The sequence below is a fragment of the Candidatus Bathyarchaeia archaeon genome, assembly GCA_035283685.1.
Classification (GTDB): Archaea; Thermoproteota; Bathyarchaeia; order Bathyarchaeales; family Bathyarchaeaceae; genus DATETJ01.
The window spans coordinates 390,967-410,718 of record DATETJ010000002.1 but is presented as its reverse complement, the minus strand read 5'-3'; the positions used below and the strand labels follow the sequence as shown (position 1 = coordinate 410,718).

The window sequence follows — 19,752 nt, the reverse complement described above, 5'->3', positions numbered from 1 at the left end:
AACGGTTGAACCCCCAATGACGAATTGGATCTACGAACTTGCATACGCTTTATTCTTCATTTTTCCAGCGTATGTCGCCAACGCCATACCCGTGGTCTTCGGAGGAGGCAGACCCATCGACTTCGGCAGAAAAATGTCCGACGGCAGACCAGTTTTCGGCTCACACAAAACCATTAGAGGTTTTGTTGCAGGAGTCGCTGCTGGAACGCTCACAACCGCAGCACAGCAATTGGCATTGCCGCTCATCGCGCCAACTGACTTTGTGCTTCCCTTCCAATTCAGTGTGCTGCTTGGGTTTGCGGTTTCGTTGGGAGCCCTAACAGGCGACTTGCTTCACTCGTTCGCGAAGAGACGGATCAGCATAGCTGAGGGTGCGCCGCTTCCAATTGTCGATCAGGTGGATTTCGTGGCAGGAGCCGTTTTGCTTTCGTTTCTTGTTTCGTCTCCGCCACTGCTCACAATTGCCCTAATATTCGTTATTACGCTGCCCGCACATCTTTTAACCAACATGTTTGCATACGTAGCAGGCGTGAAAAAAACGCCTTGGTGATGTGACGCTTTTGTTCCAAAACTTATCGATCATGAAGGGCGCCCGCGTAGCAGTTGAAACCTGCATGAAGACCCAGTCGGAAGAAACCGTCTTAGTGGTTACTGACACGCATAGACTTAGAATAGCTGAGGCATTTGCATACGCCGCGGCATCTATTGGCGCCAAAACAGTCACAACCATCATGGAACCAGCTCAGGAACACGCCAAGGAACCGCCCAAGCCGGTTGCAGAAGCCATGAAAGCAGCGCAGGTAGTCCTTATTCCAACCACGAAGTCGCTGTCTCACACAGACGCGAGGAGAGCAGCAACAAAGGCGGGAGCGAGAATAGCCAGCATGCCAGGCATAACCGAAGACATGATGCGAATCGGCGGCTTAACAGCAAATTACCAGCAGGTCGCAGCCTTAACTGACAAGGTGACAGCAATCCTTGGAAAAGCCAAAACAGTCAAAATCACAACGCCCTCCGGAACCGATTTGACTATGAGTGTCGAGAAACGTGCACCGTTGCCAGACACTGGGCTCTATCATAAGACTGGCGACTGGGGCAACCTACCAGCAGGCGAAGTTTGCCTCGCACCAGTTGAAGGTACAACAAATGGCGTCTGGATCATTGACAGCATGGGTTCCATAGTGACCCAACCATTGAAGGTTACGCTGAAGGATGGGTGGGCAAAGCGGTTTGATGGACCCGACGCTTCAAAACTTGAAAACATGCTCAAATCAGCCGACAAGAACGCCTACAACATCGGCGAGTTGGGCATTGGAACCAATTCGAAGGCGCGCATCACAGGCAATATTTTGGAAGATGAGAAAGTTCTGGGGACCGTGCACATAGCTTTGGGCGACAACACTTCTTACGCAGGTGGACATACTAAGAGTAAGATTCACTTGGACGGAATTCTTTTCCAACCCACAGTTAAAGTTGACTCTCGGCTGCTGATGCAGAAAGGAAAACTACTTGTGAGCTGAGGCGGAGAACTCAGCCTTGTTGGCTAGTAGTTAGTTTTTGGTAGACCAGGTTCTCCATCAGAAAGTAAGCCAGTAAGAAGAACATGGCGCCCACTAAGAGCAGCATGAAGGCTTGACGCGGTCTGTAAGCATATTTGGTGCTCTGATACATGACTAGAATGCCTACCACGCCGAAGAAGTAAGACAGCATGGCATATACGCTGTCCAGGATTGTTTGCTCGCTCAAGGTTCCGGGATAGAAGAACAAGATTCTTCTGCCGAGAGGTATGCCTATTAAAGGCTGTTCTAAAATGTCGTAGATGCCGCCGCCCAAAAGGAATATTGAGGCACCAGCTACGATGGAGGCTACTAGGAAGACTGATGGTTTGGCTGTGGTGATTTTTCGATAGGTTTTTCGAGTGGTGTATCCCAGTGATGTGAAGCGGCTTCTAATCCCAGGCATGATTCTTGCTCCATCAACCCTTGTTGCGAGTCAGTTAACGGATTTCTACTCATAGTGATTTAAACATTCCTTTCGGAGAGCAGGTTTTCAGCTACTTCCTTAGCCCATGTTCCTGTCAAAGTGTTCTTCGCAATCTCCCGAAGATAACTTTCCCAGTCTATGTTTGAGGCTTTCTTCCAAACCTCAAACTTCTCCTGAAGACTCTCGTACGCTTTCTGGTGAAGGTCACAGTACTGGCTTTGAGGTTCAGCTTGAGCTTCTCGACTGCAAACCTTGCATTTCAAGGCGTTTCCTCCTCTCCTCTTTCTTTGGACACGTTGGGTTGATGCATAAGGTCCATGGGCGTTTTCCGGGCATGCGCACAAACAAGATTGGCCAGCCGCAGGTTTTGCACGTTTTGCCCGTGGGCTTCACTATGCCTCTTTGGGGAAGTGGAAACGAGGTCTTGCAGATGCTTTGGAAGTAGTTGGTGCACCCGATGAACCTTTTTCCTGTGCGTCTTGAGAAAATTATCATGAGCTTACCTGTTTGACAGTTTGGGCATGCGCCTACAACGCGTTCCTGTAATCGAGCTTTTTTTACGGCTTCAGTTAAGGCTTGACCTATCGCCGCTTCCTGCTGTTTCATCGTGGCCAGTACGGGTTTGAGCCGGTCGATGGCTTCTTGGAGCACGTTTTCCCTTTTTTCCAAGTTCTGTTGTATGCGCTCCATCTTTTCCTCTAAATCACGGGTCAATTTGACTGAGATGACTTGAGAAGCATGTGTGCGCAGAACCGCTGTGACGTCGAAGCCTAGGTCTGTGACAGCGATTCGTTCTCCAACGGTGTATTTTCGGTTGTAAAGCGTCTCGATTATGTCGGCTCTCGTAGCCTTTGTGCCGATTCCTTCTTTTTCCATTCGTTTTAACAGGCTGCTTGGATTGTAGCGTGGAGGCGGCATCGTGAACTTGTCTTCCCGGGCGATTTTCATGAATTTGACGGTTTCGCCTTCCTTGATTGGCGGTAACAGCACTTCCTCGCTCCGCAGATACGGTTTGTAGAACTTCATCCAGCCCTGTTTCAATATTTGTCTGCCGCGAAGGAAGAAATGGTGCCCATTGACGCTTATGGCAGCCTTCATGCTCTGTTTGATACCGGCTTCGCCGAAAACCGCTAAGAAGCGGCGGATCACTAGATCCCAGAGTCTGCGTTCAGTCTCCTCTAAAGCGCGTGTGGGCTTGTTGCCTGTGGGATAGACCGCTGGATGCGCTGGGTCTTCTTTGGTGCCTTCTCTGGGTTTTAATTCATCTTTTCCGAGCAACTCCGACGCTAGAGACTTGTATGATAGTTCCTGACTGAGTCCATTGAGAATGTTTTTGTAGTTGATGGCGGGTGGCAGTTTCTGGCTGCTGGTTCTGGGATATGAAATTAGGGCTTCCAAGTATAATCGTTCTGCGATTTGACCTGTTCGTCTTGGCGTGTAGCCGAAGAAGCTGTAGGCTTCGCTTTGCAGTGAGCCCAAGTCGAATGGAATTGGCGGCGGTATCTGCACGGTTTTCTCTTCAATCTTTTCTACGATTCCATTTTTGCCTGAGCATGCTTCGACGACAGCGTCGGCGTCTGCCTTTTTTTCAAGAGTTCTTTGTTCATAATCAACCAGATAGCTTGCGCCTTGAATTTCCACTTGTGCATTGATGCTCCTGTATGGCGTGGGGACAAATGAGTTGATGCTGCGTTCTCGGGCGACTAGGAACCTGAGGGTTGGTCCTTGCACTCTGCCCGTGCTCAACGTTGTGTATCCTCCACTTGCACGGTTTGCGGCTATGGTCAGTGCTCGGGATAGGTTGATTCCGTAGAGCCAGTCGACCTCATGCCTGGTTCTGCCGGCTTCGATCATGGCGAAGTCCAAGTGTGGCATCTGGTCTGCGTAGGATTTTTCGAGTTCTTCGTTGGTTAACGTGGAGTATTTCATGCGGGTGGCTGCGTTGTCTTTGTCGTGGCATGCATGTTTGAGGATGGTGTAGCCGATTAAAGAGCCTTCGATGTCGTAGTCGCAGGCGTCGATGAAGCTGTCAGCGTCTTCGGCGAGTTGAGTGATGACTTCGATCCAGTTTTTTATGCGTTCAGCGTTTTTTTCAGCCATGTGCCTAGGTGCCCAGAGGAAGTTGAAGACGGGATACGTGTTTCTTTTTCCGCTTGCTTGGACAACCGTGTAGAGATGTCCTAGCGCGGGAACGATGACGAGGGGTCTGTCCCTTTGTGCCATGTAGTAGGGTACGGTTTTTTCTTCTGCGCGTTTAGGTTTGCCGTTTCTGTCTAGGGCTTGGGCGATGCGTTGGGCAGCGTCAGGTTTCTCGGTGACTATAAGCGTGTATTTTTCCATGGTTCTGGGCCTTTCCCTTTCCTTGTCAACTGCAATGACGTTATTATGATTTGCTTGAACAAAACTGGATTCGGCACATGTAGACTTATATAGGTTCTTTTGTTTTGTATTCGGATATCTGTTGTTTGAGGATGTGAGAGGAGAGATGCCCCAGCGCGTGTCATGTTCACAGTGTAAAACCGTTTTGTATGAAGGCATCGAGTTGACGCCTCCGGATGAGATTATTCAGCGGTTTGATGGCCGGTGCCCGAAATGTGGGAAGAAGCTGTCTTTTGAACGTGGGTGCGTGGAGATTAAGCCTTTTAAGTGAAAAAGTTAATCAGCTTTCGCAACGAATTCATCCGTAAAGCGGTTTTCGGAGTGTAATAGGCAGATGGGCAAGTCTGTGAGGAGGACGCATCTTTACGAGTTTCATAGGCAGAACGCTAAGATGGTGGAGTTTGCTGGTTTTGACATGCCTTTGTGGTATAAGGGAACGATTCCTGAGCATATGGCTGTGAGGACGCATGTGGGCTTGTTTGATATTACGCATATGGGCAGAGCCGTGGTAACGGGCTCCAAGAGCGAGGCTTTCTTGAACTATGTTACGACGAATGATGTGTCAGTTCTCATGCCTTGCAACGCGCAGTATTCAACTATGTGCAATGAGAACGGGGGAATCAAGGACGATTTCATTGTGTCTCGGCTGGAGCAGGAAAAGTTCTTGGCGGTGTACAATGCTGCCAATCGGGAGAAAGATTTCAAGTGGCTGGTTCAAAACGCGAAAGCCTTCAATGCTAAGGTTGAAGACGTGTCTGACAACGTTGCCATGTTCGCGGTTCAAGGACCCAGCGCCCAGCAGGTTCTAGAGAAGATTGCTGGCGCCGGCGTGGGTAAGATTGAGCGGTTCAAATGCGGTTGGATCAAAATCAGCGACATAGACGCGTTTGTGTCCAGAACCGGTTACACGGGCGAGGATGGGTTTGAGGTGCTTATCTGGAATTCGCCGTTGCTTGAGCCGGTGAAGGCGGTTCAATCGTGGCATGCCATTTTAAAGGCAGGGGAAGAGTTCGGAATGGAGCCGTGTGGCTTGAGCGCCAGAGACTCTCTGCGTCTGGAAGCGGGTATGTGCTTGTACGGTAACGATATTGATGAGACTGTCACGCCGTTGGAGGCTGGTTTGGGCTTCGTTGTTAAACTCAAGAAAGAATCGTTTATTGGTAAAGCTGCTTTGGAGAAGCAGAAGGCTGAGGGCATAAAGAGGAAGCGTGTGGGCTTGAAGATGTTGGAGAAGGGGGCTTCGCCGCGTCCGAAGCAGGAGGTTTGGAAGGACAGTGTGGAGAAGGTTGGTTATGTGACGAGTGGTTTGTTTTCGCCGTTGTTGGAGTGTGGTGTGGCTCAGGCGCATGTGGGTGTTGAGTATGCGGTTGAGGGCTCGGCGGTTACGGTTAGGGTGAGGGATAAATCCTTAAAGGCTGAGGTTTGTAAGTTTCCGCTTTACGATGCGACGAAGTATGGTTATGAGAGGGTGAAGTGATGCGGTACCAAGACTATGAGCTTCCAGACGATCTCCTCTATTCGAGGGAGCATGAGTGGGTGCGGTTAGCGGGCAAGGAAGCTGTAGTGGGCATAACTGATTATGCTCAGAAGCAGCTTCATGAGATCGTTTATGTTGAGGTTAAGGATGAGGGTTCTGAGGTTGAGCAGAATCAGAGTATGGGCACGGTGGAGTCGGTCAAGTCGGTGTCAGATGTGTTCTCGCCGGTCACTGGAAAGATAACCAAAGTCAACAGGGAATTGGGTGACAGTCCTGAACTGCTTAATCAAGACCCTTATGGAAAAGGTTGGTTAGCCCGAATCAGCCTAGTTGACCTCAAGAAGGATAAGGGAAGACTGCTCACCGCTGAACAATATGCGCAGTATTTGAAGACGATGGAAGAATAGTTCTGGGTTCACGGCTGTGGTCAGTAGCAGAATCTGCATTCTAGGCTTAGTTCTCTGCATGTGGTGTCGATTTTTTTCTTGAGGTCTGCGTAATAGTCGTTTTTCTTGAGGAAGATGCTCTCCCATTTACTGTGCAGGTCGCTGAGTTCTTTGTCTAGGAAGCCGTTGAGGATTGGCCATAAGCCGGGTTTTAGGTTGAGTTTGTCCACGTAGATGTAGTCTACGCCTGTGTGGGCGATCTTGTGGAGGGTTTCTTCGAGGTTTTGGTCTGACAGGTAAGGCAGAACTGGTCCGAAGAACACGTATGTTTTCACGTTGTTTGCGTGTAGTTCGTCTAGCGCTTGTAGTTTTTCTTCGACTGTTGAGGATTGTGGCTCAAACTGTTTCCGGATGTTGTCGTTTAGGCTGGTTATGGTGAAGCCGATTTGGCTTGTGTGGAATTTTTTGATGAGGTCTAGGTCTCTTAGGACTAGGGTTGATTTGGTTTGTATGGTTATGGGGAACTGGTGTTTCAATAGGATTTCGAGTAGTTTTCGGGTTAATTCGTGTTTTTGTTCTAGGGGTTGGTAGGCATCGGTTAGGCTGCTTATGTAGACTTCGCCTTTGGGTTTTCTTTTGACTTCATGTGCTAGTATTGTGGGTGCGTTGATTTTGACGTCGATGAAGCTTCCCCACGGTTCAGTGTGTTTGGTGAATCTTCGGGTGTAGGATTCGGCGTAGCAGTATTTGCAGCCGTGTTCGCAGCCTATGTACGGGTTTATGCAGTAATCTGCCAAAGCGCTCCTATTCAGAACAGACTGGTACTCCACATCCCTAACAATCACACTAAGACGCCTTAGACCGCTTGCTGACAGATTAGGCATGAAGCCCCTTTGATATACTTTATAGGCAAATGTTGAAAATAAATTGGTTCTCAGCGAACGTGCCCACTAATGATTTAAGGAAAACCATCAATACTAAGCGGAATGGTTGAAATGCCAGCTAAAAAGAAGAGAAAGTATACCTTCAGGAAAAATCAACTGATCCCTTACGAATCTGGTAGCATCATTCACGAAGAGGTTAAGAGATTGAAATAAGTCTTGCTTTGCCCTGCTTGGCTTTGGAGCGGTGAAGAGTGGCATCTGAGATTATTGACAAGTTAATCGTGGCTCTTTATGATTTGCTTGTTGAGGAAGCAAAGTCAGCTAAAGAAGCCTCGTCCAAAGAAGGTTACTATTTCGAAGAGAGGGTTTCTCACAGAGCGTACGAATGTATTAGAAAGTATCCAGTGTCCGTCCTCCCCCCTAGATCCACATTGAATTATCCAACTGTCTCTGGGCTTAGGCATCAGTTTGACGGGATAATCATAGACGGAAATACTTTCTTTGTGATTGAATGCAAAAGGAGAGGACTGGCTTTGATTGATCAAGCCTTCAGTTTTAATTCTAAAATTCTTGATTACGCTTTAAATGCTTCCTTTTCCCGAGGTTTTCAGATAAAGGGTATTTTCCTTTGCACTGCCAGAATTACGGAGAATATTAGGAAGTATGCTTTGGCTTATGGGATTCTCCCGATTGACTCGATATTGCCCCCTGTTGAGTTGATGATAGATAAGACTCATCGAGCCGATGCGATGCGTGGTGAGCTCATCGAAATGAAGAAACTCCTTTCGTTGCCTCAACCTGCTGCCTTAAGATCGCATCGTGATGGTCACGAACTGCTTCAAAGATTCATGATTTGCTATCAAAAGTGGAGAGGGAAGGGGTACGAATAATGTTCAAGCGCATTCCTACAGTGTTCAGTCTAGAGTATCTTCGTGTTTTTCTGAATGTCGTGAAAAAAGAAGGTTACGATCTTAAAGCGATAAGAAACGCCATTTTCAATCAGAGAGTGAAGTTTGAAAGGGAAAAGTTCAAGGCTATTGGCAAAGGTTATAGGCTAAAGACAGTCAAAAGTGAGCGTTTGGCTGAGAATTGTTACCGGCTTTTTGTGCAGACAGAGCTACTGCGACGTGCAGGAAATGAAGTGCTACTTTCTGAGGAGGCCACAGAATTCCTTGATCATGACATTACCTATCCTAAAACGAAGTCAATGCTGCTTGGCAGGCTATTAAAGACTTACATTCCCTTCAACGAGGTTCTTCTTCGTATCCGAAATCAGACTAAAGGCGAGTTTCTGTTACCGTTGGGAAAAGAAACTGTTTTGTTCAAAAGCTTAGCTGAGGGCTACCAACTCAAAGTTGATAAGATACAGTTCGAAGTTGTTCGCGATTTGTTGACGCAGCTTGAAATTTTGAACTGGCGAGAGAAAAAAAACGGTCAACGAATGCAGAGAGTATACTTGATTGCCAACGTGCTCAAGTTATCTGAGATACTGGCTTCTATCAAGCAGCCTTCTGAGTTGACTGATATCGAGAACTTACCAGTAGATCGATTCGTAAGAGAGGTTAGTGATGGAGGGGTATTTCCTATTGAGGGAAAGTCGCCGACCGATATTCTGAGACAGGCTGAAAACAACGGATACATTTTGATAAGGTTGGAAGAAGAAGAGGATTTTCTTTTGATTAGGACTTTTACCGTTAGTAGCGGGGATTTCGAGGTAGTTCTTTGGAAGGAATATTTGAAATTGTCGGACTACAAATCGAATTACCCTGTTTACTATTCCGAACTTAGAGATTATGTTTGCGAACAGTTACGGATAAGTGACAAAACCTTTGACAGTTTTATCAAGCGAATGATCAATAAACCGGACGAATATGCCGTCAAGCTGCATCCAGGAGGTGGCCCTTTACCGCCTCGTCGCGGTCTCTCCTCAATGCTTAAGGTTCTGCCCCCTAAGACGGGGAGCGATGAGTATATTACTTTCATAAAGGCAACCAAGTAAGGAGGTTATGCTCGAAATATGGTTGGCGAAGAAAGATATCACCCATATTTCCTTGAAACGAATCCTTTCCCACAGATGGCTATAATTGATCCCTACAGCACCGATGCCCGAATAAATGGCATGATCTTCAACAAAGAAGTCTTTCAAGAGGAAATTGTAGACATCAAACGAAAAGTCGATTCAAGGATTAATTTGATTTACATTACTGGCGGCGGATGGGAAAGAGGAATAGGGAAGTCAGCGCTAATGGTCCAAGAATGGAAGAGATTGACTAGCGACCCTACCATTACCTCTATTTATGTGAAGGTTAGATCAAAGTCTGGGCCGGCTGATTTCTGCGATGACATTGTGTTTAAATGGCATGAAGGTGGCTTTCTCTGGGAAGCGTTAAAGAAACTCCTTTTGAAGTATGCAGAAGATGCCGCGTCTCCAAAGGTTGAAGAGACCGATGTTGGAGCTTTCAGTTCTACATATCCTAAGATGACCGATGAAATTCAGTTTGGTCTCTTCTCTTTCTTGTACAAAACTCAGACTGTTGCATCTGATGTGGCAAAATGGGTTTGTAGCCGAAATTCCTTAGCCAAGGAAAAGATAGTCCAGGCTTATTTGGAAACATATCTTACTCAACCATCAAGTTTCACCGATGAGTGGTTGAAAATCACCAAGGGAAAAGGAACAGACAAAATCGAGTGTTTAAGGACAATGATGGAACTAATGAAGATCTCGGGCTACCCGTATCATTATTTCTTTGTTGACCAGTTTGAAGAAACGATTGAGCCACTTAGAGGGGCAGGTTTAAGCGTATTCAGTACTGGAATGAGCAGTCTCTTAAGGGCATGCGCTGGACAGGCCACAATTGTGGTAACCCTTCATCCAGTGGCGGAACAAGCGCTGGGTCAACCCGAAGGCAAGCATGTTATTTCCTTGGCAAGCCTTGATAAAAGGCACAAAATTGACGTCAATACAATGAGCCAGCCGGAAGGTGTCAAAGTCTGTCTTAGTTATATGAGCCTCTTTAGGCGTGGTGAGCCTGATAATCCGCTTTACCCTTTTGATGAAGACGTGGTCAAATACATAACTTATCTCACGAATGGAGTTCCTAGACTCTTTCTGGAGAGTATGAACCGAGCTGTGGAAGCGGGTGTTTTGAATAATTATGCCTTGTTGAACCTGGATTTCGTGGAACAGAATCATGAAGAGATCACGGGGAAAGTATTCATTAAGGAAAAGCTAGATGAGTATTTGAAATATGCTAAGTGAAAGGACGTCGTGAAATGAGCGTGTTTTCGGAAAGTCTGTATGAGGAGCTAAGTCAGCGCCTTGCGAGGAAGGACAAACATGCCAAGTTGCTGAAGATGATATTGCAGTGGCTCGATGAAGGCGGCGGAGAAGCAGTTCAAGATGGTGTGAAAGAGATGACAAGGAGAATTAGGGGTGAGTGATATGGGATCGCGTTTTCGCATATCAAACCTTGCAATAGAGGGGTTTAGAGGAATAAACAACAGGATGAATATCGATCTTAGTGGAAACGGGGCCGTTCTTTTTGGTCCCAATGGCGTCGGCAAGTCAAGTGTGATGCAAGCAATTGAATGGGGCTTGTTTGGCGGTTTGGCTTCGGCGGTCGATGGGCCTGTCGAATTTAAGAAGGAGGACGCTGTCGTAAACTCTTTTCATTCGCAGAAAAAGGCAATTATAGAGGTCATTCTCGAGGATGAGAAAGGCAAGAGAGTCAAACTGATTAGAGAAAGAAAGCTGGGCAGGTCAACAACTGCGGGCAAGACAGAGTTGAAAGTCGAAGTTGAAGGAAAGGGATATTTTGATGATGAAGCTCAGTCTGAATTGAACAGGTTGCTGAGAATTACTCCTACAGAGTTCTACGCAAGTATATACTTACATCAAGAAGCTATCAGGGACCTCATAGTAGGTGATCCGCTACTCAGAAGCGAAGTCATCGACAAGCTTCTCGGGCTTCACTTCGTCAGAGAACTTATTGACTATCTTCCAGTCAAGCACGTTGCGAAAGAGGCCGAAGGCATTGAAGACGAGATTGAGGACATAAAAAACAGGAAGATGCAAGAAGTTGTAATTTCTAGAAAAAGACTTGCGGAACTCGAGGCAGAGATGGGAAAATCCGGAATAGAGAGCAGCAAACTCAACCTGCCATCAGTGGTCGAGCTTGTTGAGAAGGCCTCTGAGGATATTGGTGAGATCGCGATAAACGTCAAGATTAAAGTCAAGGAACTAGAAAAACCAACGCTTGACCTAAGTTCATCAGAAAAAGCACTGGGTCAAATGAGGAAAGCTATGAACGAGTTAGAGAAAGCGTGGACTAACGTTTACAAAGAGAAAGTAAGTGATCAGTCCATTCTAAAAAGCACAAAACAAGATTATGAAGAGGCCTTAAATGACGTTGCATCTCTTGAAACTAAAGAGCCAAAAGATCTGCGAACCAGAAAATCTGTAATCTCTGACCAGATCTCTAAGATGGACACAGAGCTGAGAGCGAAGATTTCCGCAAGAAAATTCCTTCAAGATGAAAGTGGCGCTATTGGTCATCTTTGCTCGAATCTTAATGACGTCAGAGGTGAACTCGAGGAAGTCACGAAGGAGTTTGGAGCCAAGGGCAGCATCGAAGAAACTTTGAAGAAACTCGAATCTGAGATAAACGATAAAATGAAGGCAATTAAGAGAGAGGAATCGCTAGGGTCTGTGCTGGTTTCTGGTTTAGATTATCTTAAAAGCACCTTACCCAAAGACTGTCCGCTTTGTAAGAGTGATATTGTTTGCCAGAACGTAGTTTCGGTTTTGGAGAAGGAAATCGGCGAAAGAGAAAGCGCCAAAATCGTGCGAAAATTACAGAATGAGTCAGAAGAGCTATCGCGCCAGAAGACACGTATTGGGCGCGCACTGGATACGTTATCTAAACTTGAAGACCAACTGGTGAACATAGAGCTGAGAATCGATGAAGAGAAAGAGAAGCTAAAGAAGAAGGAGTTTGAGCCAAAAGGCGATTTGGTGAAGTATGTTGATGATGAGCTTGAAAGAATCAGCAAACGAGTATCCGAAATTGACGAGAGGATGAGGTCTCTAAAATCCCAAGAGATTCAGGTAGGCTCAAAGCTTGAAGAACTGGAGAAAAAGATACAGAAGCTCGGCTCAATTGAAAAGCAAGTGCAAAAATCGCTGGGGGTCGCGGAAAAAGAAGAGAAGTTAGTCAGTCTGTTGGCTGAGCGAATAAGCGATTCAGACCAAGATATTAAGACTCTAGAAGGCGCCACAGAAAACATCAGAGCGACCAAGGGCGAGCTTGAAGTTTGCGAAAAAATCCTCGGTTTTCTAAACGAAAAGGATAGAGTTGATCAACTGGAGAAAGGCTTGCCAGTATTGCAGAAAAGGTTGAAGGATTTAGAAAAGAAACATTCGGAGATTAAGGAGCTGGAAATAGGTCTAACTGACATATATCAGGCTGCCACTACGGCTCGCGAAGAATTGGTTAAGAAGGCTCTGTCAGAGTTACAGTCAACGATTGGCTCATATTACTCGAAAATCCTAGGCCATCCGTATTTCGTTAATCTGCAGCTCATTCCAGAGGAGGAGAGAGGCAAAGCCATTTACAGAATAAGGGCTTGGGACAAGGATTTCAAACAGGGTACTTATGTGCAAACTAGGTTCAGCAATGCTCAGATGAATGCAGTTGCTCTTTCTCTTTTCTTATCTATGTCTACTAGATTACAATCCAATTTAGGTCTGATTCTGCTAGACGACCCATCACAATCCATGGACAAAGCTCACAAGGATGCGCTTTGCAAGCTTTTGGGTGAGATCTTGGAAGAAAGGCAAGTCTTTGTTGCTACCCACGACACGGAATTCGAACAATGCTTAGAAAAGTCACTCGACAAGGCGAAAGCCAAAATTTGTGAAATCGAAAGATGGGGCACTAAAGGACCCGAGATCAACTTATGAACATAGAGTCTTATGGTTTATGGTGTTTAGCGCGCGCTTAACAAGTGCAAAGGGACTCGGATTGGTAGAAGACAGGCCTAAGCGAATATTCCCCTTCTTCTTTCACACGGTCTTCCTACCTACAAGCGAAGCAACAATAGCGCTTGTTGATGATACTAAGAGCGATTGGGCATCAACACGCACACAGCCTGACACGGACATTCAGAAAGTCATTATTATTACCGGTTTTAAGCGCGAGTTAATAACATCTGAAACCGCAGACCCGCCCAAAACAACGCAGCCAACATAGAAGTAGTAGTCAACAAACACGCGGCGCAGACTACTACTTCTAAACCTACCCTGACCACCAACATCCAAGCCAACACGGTAGAAGACGGGCTTAAGCGATTGTCCTCCTTCTTCTTCTGAGATTACTCTTCCCGCAGACCTGCCCAGCTAGGAGGAATCAAGCTAGAGACACCGCTGCGCGTCTCATCGACAAAACTAGGCACGAAGCCTTCTAATGTATTTTTGCAGGCACAAACTTGCAGAGGTAAACCTGCTCCGAAGCCTTATAGAACTTCAAGCCATGCCTCCTAGCCTGAGCACAGTCTACTACGAGGATGACGGGGCTGCTTGTGCGTCTCTTCCCAACTTGAGTGGCTATGTCTATGGTTGGCGAGAGATGAACCCGTAGACGCTTCATCGGCTGCAAACCCTTCACAAGAATCACATCCGCAGCTTCAGACGTTGTACCATGATACAACCATTCAACCCATCCATCTTCCTCAAGCCGCAGGTAAACAGGACACTATGCCCATACAAAGCACGAATCCGATTACCCACAATCTCAAACCGCTTCCTCTCACCCTCCTCAACCAACCGCCTCAAAAACCGCCCATCAACACTAGGAAAACTCCCCTTAACCTTAGAAACCAATTCATCCACGTCAACAAACCCCTCCTCATCCATCATCAAACCTCGCGGATCATGCCTCAAAACATAACTAACAAACTTGCTGACCTTAACCCTCAAATCACGCTCCACAACGAAACCTCACACGCAAATACACGCAAATCAAAATCTTATTTAGCTTCATTCTCTCTTTATGAGAACTCAGGTGCCAACGATTGACCGTAACCGTCAGCAAGAACGAATTGAAACAAGTACTCAACAAACTAGACTCCCTCAGACTCGAACTCCTAAGACTCCGAGCCACGCTCCTACCAGAAGAAGAGATCAGCCAAAAAGAGAAAAAAGAACTCGAAAAAGCTCGGAAACAAATAGCCAAAGGCTCAGGCGTCAATCTGGACAAGCTAGTTAAAGAACTAAGCTGACCAGCATTGTTTCAGGTAATCATCTCTTCAACAGCTAGAAAGTCAGTCAAAAGACTCCCCGAACACTACAAGAAAAGAACCATCGAATTGCTCCTGATTTTTCGCGAAAACCCAATTCCAACAGACCAATATGACATCAAAAAACTCAAAGGATACACCGACACCTACAGAGCACGAATCGGCGACATCCGAATAATCTACGAAATCACATGGAACCTCAAAACAGTCCATGTGTTGCTGATTGAACGAAGAGAACAAGCCTACACCTAAACCCAAAAAGACACTTGGAAACCAGCACACAAAAGTGCCCAACGATACTCAATAAACAGACAGTCTACCCTTGCGTGTTCAACAACTTTCTGAACACACACAGCCCGCCTGCAAAAGACGAAGTTATTATTACTGTTTCTAAGCGGAAGTTAATAACATCTGAAACAGAAACCGCCCCCGCAGCATTCAAGATGTTGTTGTGGCAAACCCTTCAACGTCAACAACAACTTCAACACAGCCACAGCGCCATTAACATACCACATGTTAGTGTTTCTTAGACAACGTCAACACTAACACGCACAGCCCGCAGCCACAACACTCTGGGCGTTGACGTCACCTGGAACACTCTGACGACGACATCCACACAGCCTTCAGCCACACAGGCACTTCAACATGGTGAAGAAGACTAGAGGGAATTGGCGCCTTCTTCTTACACATAGTTTCCCACGCCGCGGCTACGTTCCAGTTTGTGTCTTAGCTAGATTCTCTATATCCTGCAGGTCTAAGACTGTGAAGCCTTGACTTCGCAGTCTTTCCTTGTTCGCAATCTTCTTCGCTATCACGCCTACACAGGTTTCCCTTGTGTTTGGAATCTGGGCGGTTTTAGCGTTCAATTGCCCAAGCAGACTCTTGGTTTCACTATAATTTAGCTCAGTCCATTTTGTTTCAATGGCCAGTGTTCTTCTCTGTTTCGTCTCTATGGCCAGTATGTCTATTTCAGCGTCCATCCACCACCATTTTCCAATTCTATCCGGCTGAATCGGAAGCAGTCTTCTTTTCGCCATCTGGGCAAGGATCTGGAGACACACATCCTCGAACGCTCGTCCAAGATACGTGTTGAACTCCTCTTGGATGCTGCTCCACAGGTTATGTTCCAGCTCAAGCTCCAGTTGCCTTCTGTTGGGCTTGACAAACCTGAACCAAAACGTGAAAAACGGATCTTTAATTTTGTACATTCCCTTTTTAGCTTGAGGCTCAGTGACCGAAGTCATTCTTTCTATTAGGTCCAGAGTTTCTAAGGTTTTCAGGTATGTTGTCGTGTTCTCACGTGCAAGTCCTGTAGCGTCTGCTATTTCGCTTATCTTGTTCTTGCCCTGAGCTATAGCTGCCAAGATGTCCATGTAACGGTGAGGCGCCCGAATCTCCTCCATAAGGAGCATTTCCGGCTCACCGTACAAGGGCGAATGCTTATTCAGAATTTTCGAGAGTATGTTGTCCTCGACCGTGTTCTTCTCGTCGACTTGCTCTAGGTAAGCCGGGGTTCCACCAAAGCTTGCGTAGACTTTCACCAGATCAGCCATGCCGTATTTCCTGAACCATTTGGGCAGGTCCAAGAACTTCAGCGGCTCAACCTTGAGGGTTGCCGTTCTTCTTCCATACAATGGCGCGTCCCCTCTTAAGGCGACTTTACGTATCGCACCTATAGTGGAGCCTGAAAGGATGATGAAGCTCTTTGTCTTGGACATCCTTTGATCCCAATATTTCTGAAGAAGAGATATGGCGCCATTACGGTTTGCCAGCCTCTGGAACTCGTCGATCGCTACGATCACATTCTGCTCGCTTTTCTTTGCTACGTAATCTAGAAACGAGTCATAATCCGCAAACCTAAAACCCTTAAAGAACTCGCCTTCCACCGTACGCGAGAACTCATCCAAGATTGTTTTAGCTTCAGCATTCGGAACATAGAAATACATGCCCTTCTTATCTTTCAAAAACTCCTGAATAAGCCTAGTCTTACCCACCCTTCTCCTACCATAAAGCAGTACCAACGCAGGCTTTCCCCTAGACAAGAGAGAGCCTAGGGTCTCCAACTCATGCTCACGGTTAACGAAATATACAATCATGATTGTAACAATCCAGATTGTAACACTTAAACATTACCCACAACCACACACAAGCAGACCCCCGTAAACGCCAACCCAAAGTAGAAGAAGACGCTAAGCGATTGCTCCCTTCTTCTTCTGAAATTACTCTTCCCGCAGAGCCAGCAACATGCGCAAACGTCACGCTAACCAACATCAAACGTCACGCATACCAACATAGAACGTTACGCTAAAAACACCCAAACAGAACCCAAAACAACCTCAGCCCAAAAAACACAAACCAAAACACAAACAGCTGCGACTCTCAACACCTCAAAAAAAATTTTTCTGCACTCGTACTAACCCTCTAACACCAACAAAAACCGAAAAACACAGACTAACTAATGTACGTAACTCGCCCTTCCTCGCTACGCTTCATCTTCTGCGAAAACTTCTCCCGCCGCTCCTCAATCTCCCGCATCCGACTCGCTATTTCCTTAGACTTCTCAATCTGCACATCCAACCCGCTGTAATCAAGCTTCAACCCAAGCAGCTTCTCCAACACCTCAAGCACACCCTTAGCCGACACAGGATCCGGCAAATAACCCCGCGTCTCACCCAACAAACACAACGCATCAACCCGCCGAAACTTCGCCAAACCCAACAACAAACCAGCCGTACCCACAATCGGGTTCCCAGCCGGACTCGCAACAGCCTCAGCCTCCAACGCCTTCGCAAGCAACTCAGGCTTAGTAGAAACAGCAACCACCCGCGGTGCACCCTCAGCCTCCTGACGATAACCACCAATCGTAAAAATCCGCCCCACCCCAACCTTCACAGCAAACTCAAGAATGGCATTGGTAACATCATACTGCCCCTCAATAGTCTGAGCCTGACTATCACCCACCAAAAACACCAGATCATTATCCCCACCCGGATTCTTCCAGTAAAAAAACTCACAACGCAAAAGCCTGACGCTACCCCGCTTATTCACTAACACGTAATACGGAAAATGCGGCGAATACAACTCAGCAAACCGCACAGCACCCAACTGCTTAATCAAAAAACGAACAGCAATCCTACCCACCATACCCATCCCCGGCAAACCCTCAACCAAAACCGGACTCCTAAGCTCAATTTGAACCGTTTCTTTAACATAAGTTTCCTTCATTATCCAACCCCTGTTTAGTCATCTCAACTCTCATTGCACGCCGATACTTGGCATATTTGTCCTGAGGCGAAAACTTGGCAGGATGCGGAATGCGCACTTTCCCACCACAACGTGGGCATTTTTCTTGGCTTAACGTGTATCCGCTGCAGTGCTCGCACTTTCTCAAAAGCCAGACCATTACTTTCCCTTTTGAAACGCGCCAGATCCGCCAGCCTTTGTCAAGGTCTCCACAGCTGTTTCAGCCGCCGTCGAAAGCGCTTTCTCAGCCTCTTTATAGTCCACAGCCCACACCTCAATCGCATACTTAGGAGCAGCAATCGCATAAACACGAACTCTTGCATCACGCGGCTTCTCCGCTTTCTGAGCACTTTCAAGAGCTTCCTTGATGTGGACAATTCCATTAGGTTTCATGCACTGCAACTCCAAAATCCCCTTGACCTTTACCATCGGCGCACGAATCTTCTCCTTGGCAACCTCAGCCAACGCAGCTGCCACTTCTTTTGGCAAGCCAACTTCCAGCAAAGGGTCGGCTCCTTCACGCGCCGCTCTTTCAAGTCCCTCATAGACTCCCCCAAACTTTTCCTCAATCACAGCAATAGTCTTGGCAGACAATTCCTCAAACGGCATCTGCAACTTCTCAGCAACGCTACGCAGGATACTTTCAGCCTTCCTATCCATCTTACTGGAAAGAACCTTCTCGCGCCTTTCATGCCTCGACACTCGACGAAGCGACAGATCAACATGCCCCTTCCCCGTGTCCACACGAAGAACCTTGAGCACAACTTTTTGTCCTTCACGCACAAAATCACGGATGTTCCTAACCCAGCCCGACGACACTTCAGAAACATGAAGCAAACCTTCCTTCCCATATTCATCCAACGTGACGTAAGCACCATAGTCAGTTATTCTTTGAACCGAAGCCAGAACCAGATCACCCGCTTCGGGCCACTCAGCCTTCTTAACTGCCATCTTCTTATGTGCTCTCCACGCTACTCCAACGAAGCAACAATTTCGCCCTTAATTGCAGACTTGCCACCTGTGGGTTCTGCTAAAACAGCGCCGCATACACTGCATTTTACCACACTTGAAACATGATCAAAAATAACTTGCTCGTTCCCGCAGTCAGGGCACTTGACTCGTACGAATGTGCTCCTTGGTCTAGGTAAAAGTTTTTCCCATTCACTCATAACGTCTTACCCTCCCATTGTCTCAGGCAATCTCGAGTTTTCTGATACGCATCCCCTTCTTATGCCTCATGAACCCACAGTTCCTGCATTTCAACCTCAACGTCTGCTTCTTTGTGGTTTTAGAAAACTTTTTCTGGAGCGCATATTTCTGGCCGCCATATCCGTGCTTCTTTCGTTCGTGCTGGCGTTCACCCAAAGCTAAGGCACGGCGTTTTCCAGCCTTGTATAAGGACACCGCGTGAGCCTGCTGAGTCTTGCATTTCGGGCAGTATGTGGTGATTTCCTTGGGTGCCTTCATTTCAGTTACTCTCGAATGATTCGGTATACAACAACTAGCTTAACCATATATACCTTTTCTGACCCAGCATCGAACGCTTATGATGGTTCCAGCTTGACATCTACCTCGACAGCTACGCCTTGTTTCACAAGAATCTTGGCGTTTTCAACGGGCAAGGAAGCCACATCTTGAGGCTGGAAAGGCCCATAAGTCTTCATGTCGGCGCCAATTATCGATGGAGTTTCCTGTTGAAAGCGCAAGACTCGCTTCTTGGGTTTCTCACGGCTTGCTTGCAATAAGCGTCCGCTCACAATTTCCTTTAAAAGTGCCTGAAAAGACTCAAAAGTAGGCGCCACGTTCTTGACGAGGTCTTCCTCCTCTTTAGTCAAGCTTTCCATGTTTATTGCTTCGGCTGCAGAGACAAGTTTCACGGTTTTTTTGTACCGAACCAAAATTAGATCTTTCACCATTTTCTTCGTGTTTTCCTCCTCAATCATAAGTAAGCGTGCTCGGGTTGTCTTTTCATCGAGCATGCGGCTTTCTTCACGAATCTTTCTCATGTAATCAGCAAGCTTGACGTAAAAATCCTTTGGAAGCGACTGCAACTCGGGACTCGCTTTCTCCTGTTTCCAAGCTTCATACAATTCACTATACAATG

The 19,752-nt window shown here is 46.7% G+C and carries 25 protein-coding genes; 12 read left to right on the top strand and 13 right to left on the bottom strand.

The genetic code is table 11. The annotated features are described in order from the left end of the window. The first annotated feature begins 16 nt into the window (after positions 1 to 16). A complete protein-coding gene (locus tag VJ249_02360) occupies positions 17 to 550 on the top strand; it encodes a CDP-2,3-bis-(O-geranylgeranyl)-sn-glycerol synthase (protein ID HKZ93411.1) in 534 nt (177 codons plus the stop codon). A gap of 10 nt (positions 551 to 560) precedes the next feature. Continuing rightward, entirely contained in the window at positions 561 to 1,520 is a 960-nt protein-coding gene (locus tag VJ249_02355; protein HKZ93410.1) for an aminopeptidase, read from the top strand. A gap of 10 nt (positions 1,521 to 1,530) precedes the next feature. Here the strand turns inward: VJ249_02355 and VJ249_02350 are convergent, their stop codons facing one another. From VJ249_02350 to topA, 3 genes are read right to left on the bottom strand one after another with little or no spacing between them, the layout of a single operon-like run. After that, complete coding sequence (locus VJ249_02350; protein HKZ93409.1) at positions 1,531 to 1,962, bottom strand: hypothetical protein; 432 nt, start codon at positions 1,960 to 1,962, stop codon at positions 1,531 to 1,533. A 59-nt stretch (positions 1,963 to 2,021) separates the two neighbouring features. Beyond that, positions 2,022 to 2,246 carry a hypothetical protein gene (locus VJ249_02345; protein ID HKZ93408.1) on the bottom strand — a complete coding sequence of 75 codons (225 nt, stop codon included), beginning with the start codon at positions 2,244 to 2,246 and terminating at the stop codon, positions 2,022 to 2,024. Continuing rightward, positions 2,209 to 4,521, bottom strand: a complete 2,313-nt coding sequence (gene topA, locus VJ249_02340) for a DNA topoisomerase I (GenBank protein ID HKZ93407.1) — start codon at positions 4,519 to 4,521, stop codon at positions 2,209 to 2,211. The genes VJ249_02345 and topA overlap by 38 nt, the downstream gene beginning before the upstream one ends. A gap of 175 nt (positions 4,522 to 4,696) precedes the next feature. Between topA and gcvT the strand changes: the two genes are divergently transcribed. Further along, a complete protein-coding gene (gene gcvT / locus VJ249_02335; protein HKZ93406.1) occupies positions 4,697 to 5,839 on the top strand; it encodes a glycine cleavage system aminomethyltransferase GcvT in 1,143 nt (380 codons plus the stop codon). Further along, positions 5,839 to 6,246 (top strand): glycine cleavage system protein GcvH, encoded by a 408-nt coding sequence (gene gcvH / locus VJ249_02330; protein HKZ93405.1) that lies wholly within the window; start codon positions 5,839 to 5,841, stop codon positions 6,244 to 6,246. The genes gcvT and gcvH overlap by 1 nt, the downstream gene beginning before the upstream one ends. A 20-nt stretch (positions 6,247 to 6,266) precedes the next feature. On the opposite strand, the gene VJ249_02325 is transcribed toward gcvH, so the two are convergent. Beyond that, positions 6,267 to 7,070, bottom strand: coding sequence for a radical SAM protein (locus VJ249_02325; protein ID HKZ93404.1), 804 nt, complete (start codon positions 7,068 to 7,070; stop codon positions 6,267 to 6,269). A gap of 290 nt (positions 7,071 to 7,360) precedes the next feature. On the opposite strand from VJ249_02325, the gene VJ249_02320 reads away from it, so the two are divergent. Genes VJ249_02320 through VJ249_02295 form a run of 6 tightly spaced genes read left to right on the top strand, consistent with a single transcriptional unit; the run spans position 7,361 to position 13,360 of the window. Continuing rightward, a complete protein-coding gene (locus tag VJ249_02320; GenBank protein ID HKZ93403.1) occupies positions 7,361 to 7,999 on the top strand; it encodes a hypothetical protein in 639 nt (212 codons plus the stop codon). Continuing rightward, the gene (locus tag VJ249_02315; protein ID HKZ93402.1) at positions 7,999 to 9,108 is read left to right on the top strand and encodes a hypothetical protein; all 1,110 of its coding nucleotides are present in this window, start codon (positions 7,999 to 8,001) and stop codon (positions 9,106 to 9,108) included. Before VJ249_02320 ends, VJ249_02315 begins: the two co-directional genes overlap by 1 nt. 18 nt (positions 9,109 to 9,126) lie before the next feature. Further along, positions 9,127 to 10,368 carry a hypothetical protein gene (locus VJ249_02310; GenBank protein HKZ93401.1) on the top strand — a complete coding sequence of 414 codons (1,242 nt, stop codon included), beginning with the start codon at positions 9,127 to 9,129 and terminating at the stop codon, positions 10,366 to 10,368. A gap of 14 nt (positions 10,369 to 10,382) precedes the next feature. Then, a complete protein-coding gene (locus VJ249_02305; protein ID HKZ93400.1) occupies positions 10,383 to 10,550 on the top strand; it encodes a hypothetical protein in 168 nt (55 codons plus the stop codon). Position 10,551: 1 nt separating this feature from the next. Beyond that, on the top strand, positions 10,552 to 13,071 hold the full coding sequence (locus VJ249_02300) for an SMC family ATPase (protein ID HKZ93399.1): 2,520 nt from the start codon (positions 10,552 to 10,554) through the stop codon (positions 13,069 to 13,071). Positions 13,072 to 13,090: 19 nt separating this feature from the next. Continuing rightward, the gene (locus VJ249_02295) at positions 13,091 to 13,360 is read left to right on the top strand and encodes a hypothetical protein (GenBank protein HKZ93398.1); all 270 of its coding nucleotides are present in this window, start codon (positions 13,091 to 13,093) and stop codon (positions 13,358 to 13,360) included. 210 nt (positions 13,361 to 13,570) lie between these two features. Here VJ249_02295 and VJ249_02290 read toward each other — a convergent pair whose 3' ends face one another. Further along, entirely contained in the window at positions 13,571 to 13,774 is a 204-nt protein-coding gene (locus VJ249_02290; GenBank protein HKZ93397.1) for an RNA 2'-phosphotransferase, read from the bottom strand. Positions 13,775 to 13,779: 5 nt separating this feature from the next. Beyond that, positions 13,780 to 14,097: an RNA 2'-phosphotransferase gene (locus VJ249_02285; protein ID HKZ93396.1), complete on the bottom strand. Its 318-nt coding sequence runs from the start codon at positions 14,095 to 14,097 to the stop codon at positions 13,780 to 13,782. Positions 14,098 to 14,180: 83 nt separating this feature from the next. Here VJ249_02285 and VJ249_02280 point away from each other — a divergent pair, with 83 nt between their 5' ends. Together VJ249_02280 and VJ249_02275 are read left to right on the top strand one after the other, a co-directional pair. Next, positions 14,181 to 14,387 (top strand): hypothetical protein, encoded by a 207-nt coding sequence (locus VJ249_02280; GenBank protein ID HKZ93395.1) that lies wholly within the window; start codon positions 14,181 to 14,183, stop codon positions 14,385 to 14,387. A gap of 6 nt (positions 14,388 to 14,393) precedes the next feature. Beyond that, positions 14,394 to 14,657 carry a type II toxin-antitoxin system RelE/ParE family toxin gene (locus VJ249_02275; GenBank protein HKZ93394.1) on the top strand — a complete coding sequence of 88 codons (264 nt, stop codon included), beginning with the start codon at positions 14,394 to 14,396 and terminating at the stop codon, positions 14,655 to 14,657. A gap of 455 nt (positions 14,658 to 15,112) precedes the next feature. Here the strand turns inward: VJ249_02275 and VJ249_02270 are convergent, their stop codons facing one another. From VJ249_02270 to VJ249_02240, 7 genes are all read right to left on the bottom strand, one after another. After that, positions 15,113 to 16,501: an ATP-binding protein gene (locus tag VJ249_02270; GenBank protein HKZ93393.1), complete on the bottom strand. Its 1,389-nt coding sequence runs from the start codon at positions 16,499 to 16,501 to the stop codon at positions 15,113 to 15,115. A gap of 355 nt (positions 16,502 to 16,856) precedes the next feature. Next, positions 16,857 to 17,630, bottom strand: a complete 774-nt coding sequence (locus tag VJ249_02265; protein ID HKZ93392.1) for a PAC2 family protein — start codon at positions 17,628 to 17,630, stop codon at positions 16,857 to 16,859. Continuing rightward, the gene (locus VJ249_02260; GenBank protein ID HKZ93391.1) at positions 17,611 to 17,808 is read right to left on the bottom strand and encodes an RNA-protein complex protein Nop10; all 198 of its coding nucleotides are present in this window, start codon (positions 17,806 to 17,808) and stop codon (positions 17,611 to 17,613) included. Before VJ249_02260 ends, VJ249_02265 begins: the two co-directional genes overlap by 20 nt. Further along, the gene (locus VJ249_02255) at positions 17,808 to 18,599 is read right to left on the bottom strand and encodes a translation initiation factor IF-2 subunit alpha (GenBank protein ID HKZ93390.1); all 792 of its coding nucleotides are present in this window, start codon (positions 18,597 to 18,599) and stop codon (positions 17,808 to 17,810) included. Before VJ249_02255 ends, VJ249_02260 begins: the two co-directional genes overlap by 1 nt. A 20-nt stretch (positions 18,600 to 18,619) precedes the next feature. Beyond that, positions 18,620 to 18,817 carry a 30S ribosomal protein S27e gene (locus VJ249_02250; GenBank protein HKZ93389.1) on the bottom strand — a complete coding sequence of 66 codons (198 nt, stop codon included), beginning with the start codon at positions 18,815 to 18,817 and terminating at the stop codon, positions 18,620 to 18,622. Between the two features lie 22 nt (positions 18,818 to 18,839). Next, on the bottom strand, positions 18,840 to 19,115 hold the full coding sequence (locus tag VJ249_02245; protein HKZ93388.1) for a 50S ribosomal protein L44e: 276 nt from the start codon (positions 19,113 to 19,115) through the stop codon (positions 18,840 to 18,842). A 77-nt stretch (positions 19,116 to 19,192) separates the two neighbouring features. Continuing rightward, entirely contained in the window at positions 19,193 to 19,750 is a 558-nt protein-coding gene (locus VJ249_02240; GenBank protein HKZ93387.1) for a hypothetical protein, read from the bottom strand. Positions 19,751 to 19,752: the final 2 nt, after the last annotated feature.

What these genes read in the sequence shown, in the direction of transcription:
- VJ249_02360 (HKZ93411.1), top strand. Translation starts at nt 17, where the DNA reads ATGACGAATTGGATCTACGAACTTGCATACGCTTTATTCTTCATTTTT.
- VJ249_02350 (HKZ93409.1), bottom strand. Translation starts at nt 1,962, where the DNA reads ATGCCTGGGATTAGAAGCCGCTTCACATCACTGGGATACACCACTCGA.
- topA (HKZ93407.1), bottom strand. Translation starts at nt 4,521, where the DNA reads ATGCCTTCATACAAAACGGTTTTACACTGTGAACATGACACGCGCTGG.
- gcvT (HKZ93406.1), top strand. Translation starts at nt 4,697, where the DNA reads ATGGGCAAGTCTGTGAGGAGGACGCATCTTTACGAGTTTCATAGGCAG.
- gcvH (HKZ93405.1), top strand. Translation starts at nt 5,839, where the DNA reads ATGCGGTACCAAGACTATGAGCTTCCAGACGATCTCCTCTATTCGAGG.
- VJ249_02315 (HKZ93402.1), top strand. Translation starts at nt 7,999, where the DNA reads ATGTTCAAGCGCATTCCTACAGTGTTCAGTCTAGAGTATCTTCGTGTT.
- VJ249_02310 (HKZ93401.1), top strand. Translation starts at nt 9,127, where the DNA reads ATGGTTGGCGAAGAAAGATATCACCCATATTTCCTTGAAACGAATCCT.
- VJ249_02305 (HKZ93400.1), top strand. Translation starts at nt 10,383, where the DNA reads ATGAGCGTGTTTTCGGAAAGTCTGTATGAGGAGCTAAGTCAGCGCCTT.
- VJ249_02300 (HKZ93399.1), top strand. Translation starts at nt 10,552, where the DNA reads ATGGGATCGCGTTTTCGCATATCAAACCTTGCAATAGAGGGGTTTAGA.
- VJ249_02295 (HKZ93398.1), top strand. Translation starts at nt 13,091, where the DNA reads ATGGTGTTTAGCGCGCGCTTAACAAGTGCAAAGGGACTCGGATTGGTA.
- VJ249_02270 (HKZ93393.1), bottom strand. Translation starts at nt 16,501, where the DNA reads ATGATTGTATATTTCGTTAACCGTGAGCATGAGTTGGAGACCCTAGGC.
- VJ249_02265 (HKZ93392.1), bottom strand. Translation starts at nt 17,630, where the DNA reads ATGAAGGAAACTTATGTTAAAGAAACGGTTCAAATTGAGCTTAGGAGT.
- VJ249_02260 (HKZ93391.1), bottom strand. Translation starts at nt 17,808, where the DNA reads ATGGTCTGGCTTTTGAGAAAGTGCGAGCACTGCAGCGGATACACGTTA.
- VJ249_02255 (HKZ93390.1), bottom strand. Translation starts at nt 18,599, where the DNA reads ATGGCAGTTAAGAAGGCTGAGTGGCCCGAAGCGGGTGATCTGGTTCTG.
- VJ249_02250 (HKZ93389.1), bottom strand. Translation starts at nt 18,817, where the DNA reads ATGAGTGAATGGGAAAAACTTTTACCTAGACCAAGGAGCACATTCGTA.
- VJ249_02245 (HKZ93388.1), bottom strand. Translation starts at nt 19,115, where the DNA reads ATGAAGGCACCCAAGGAAATCACCACATACTGCCCGAAATGCAAGACT.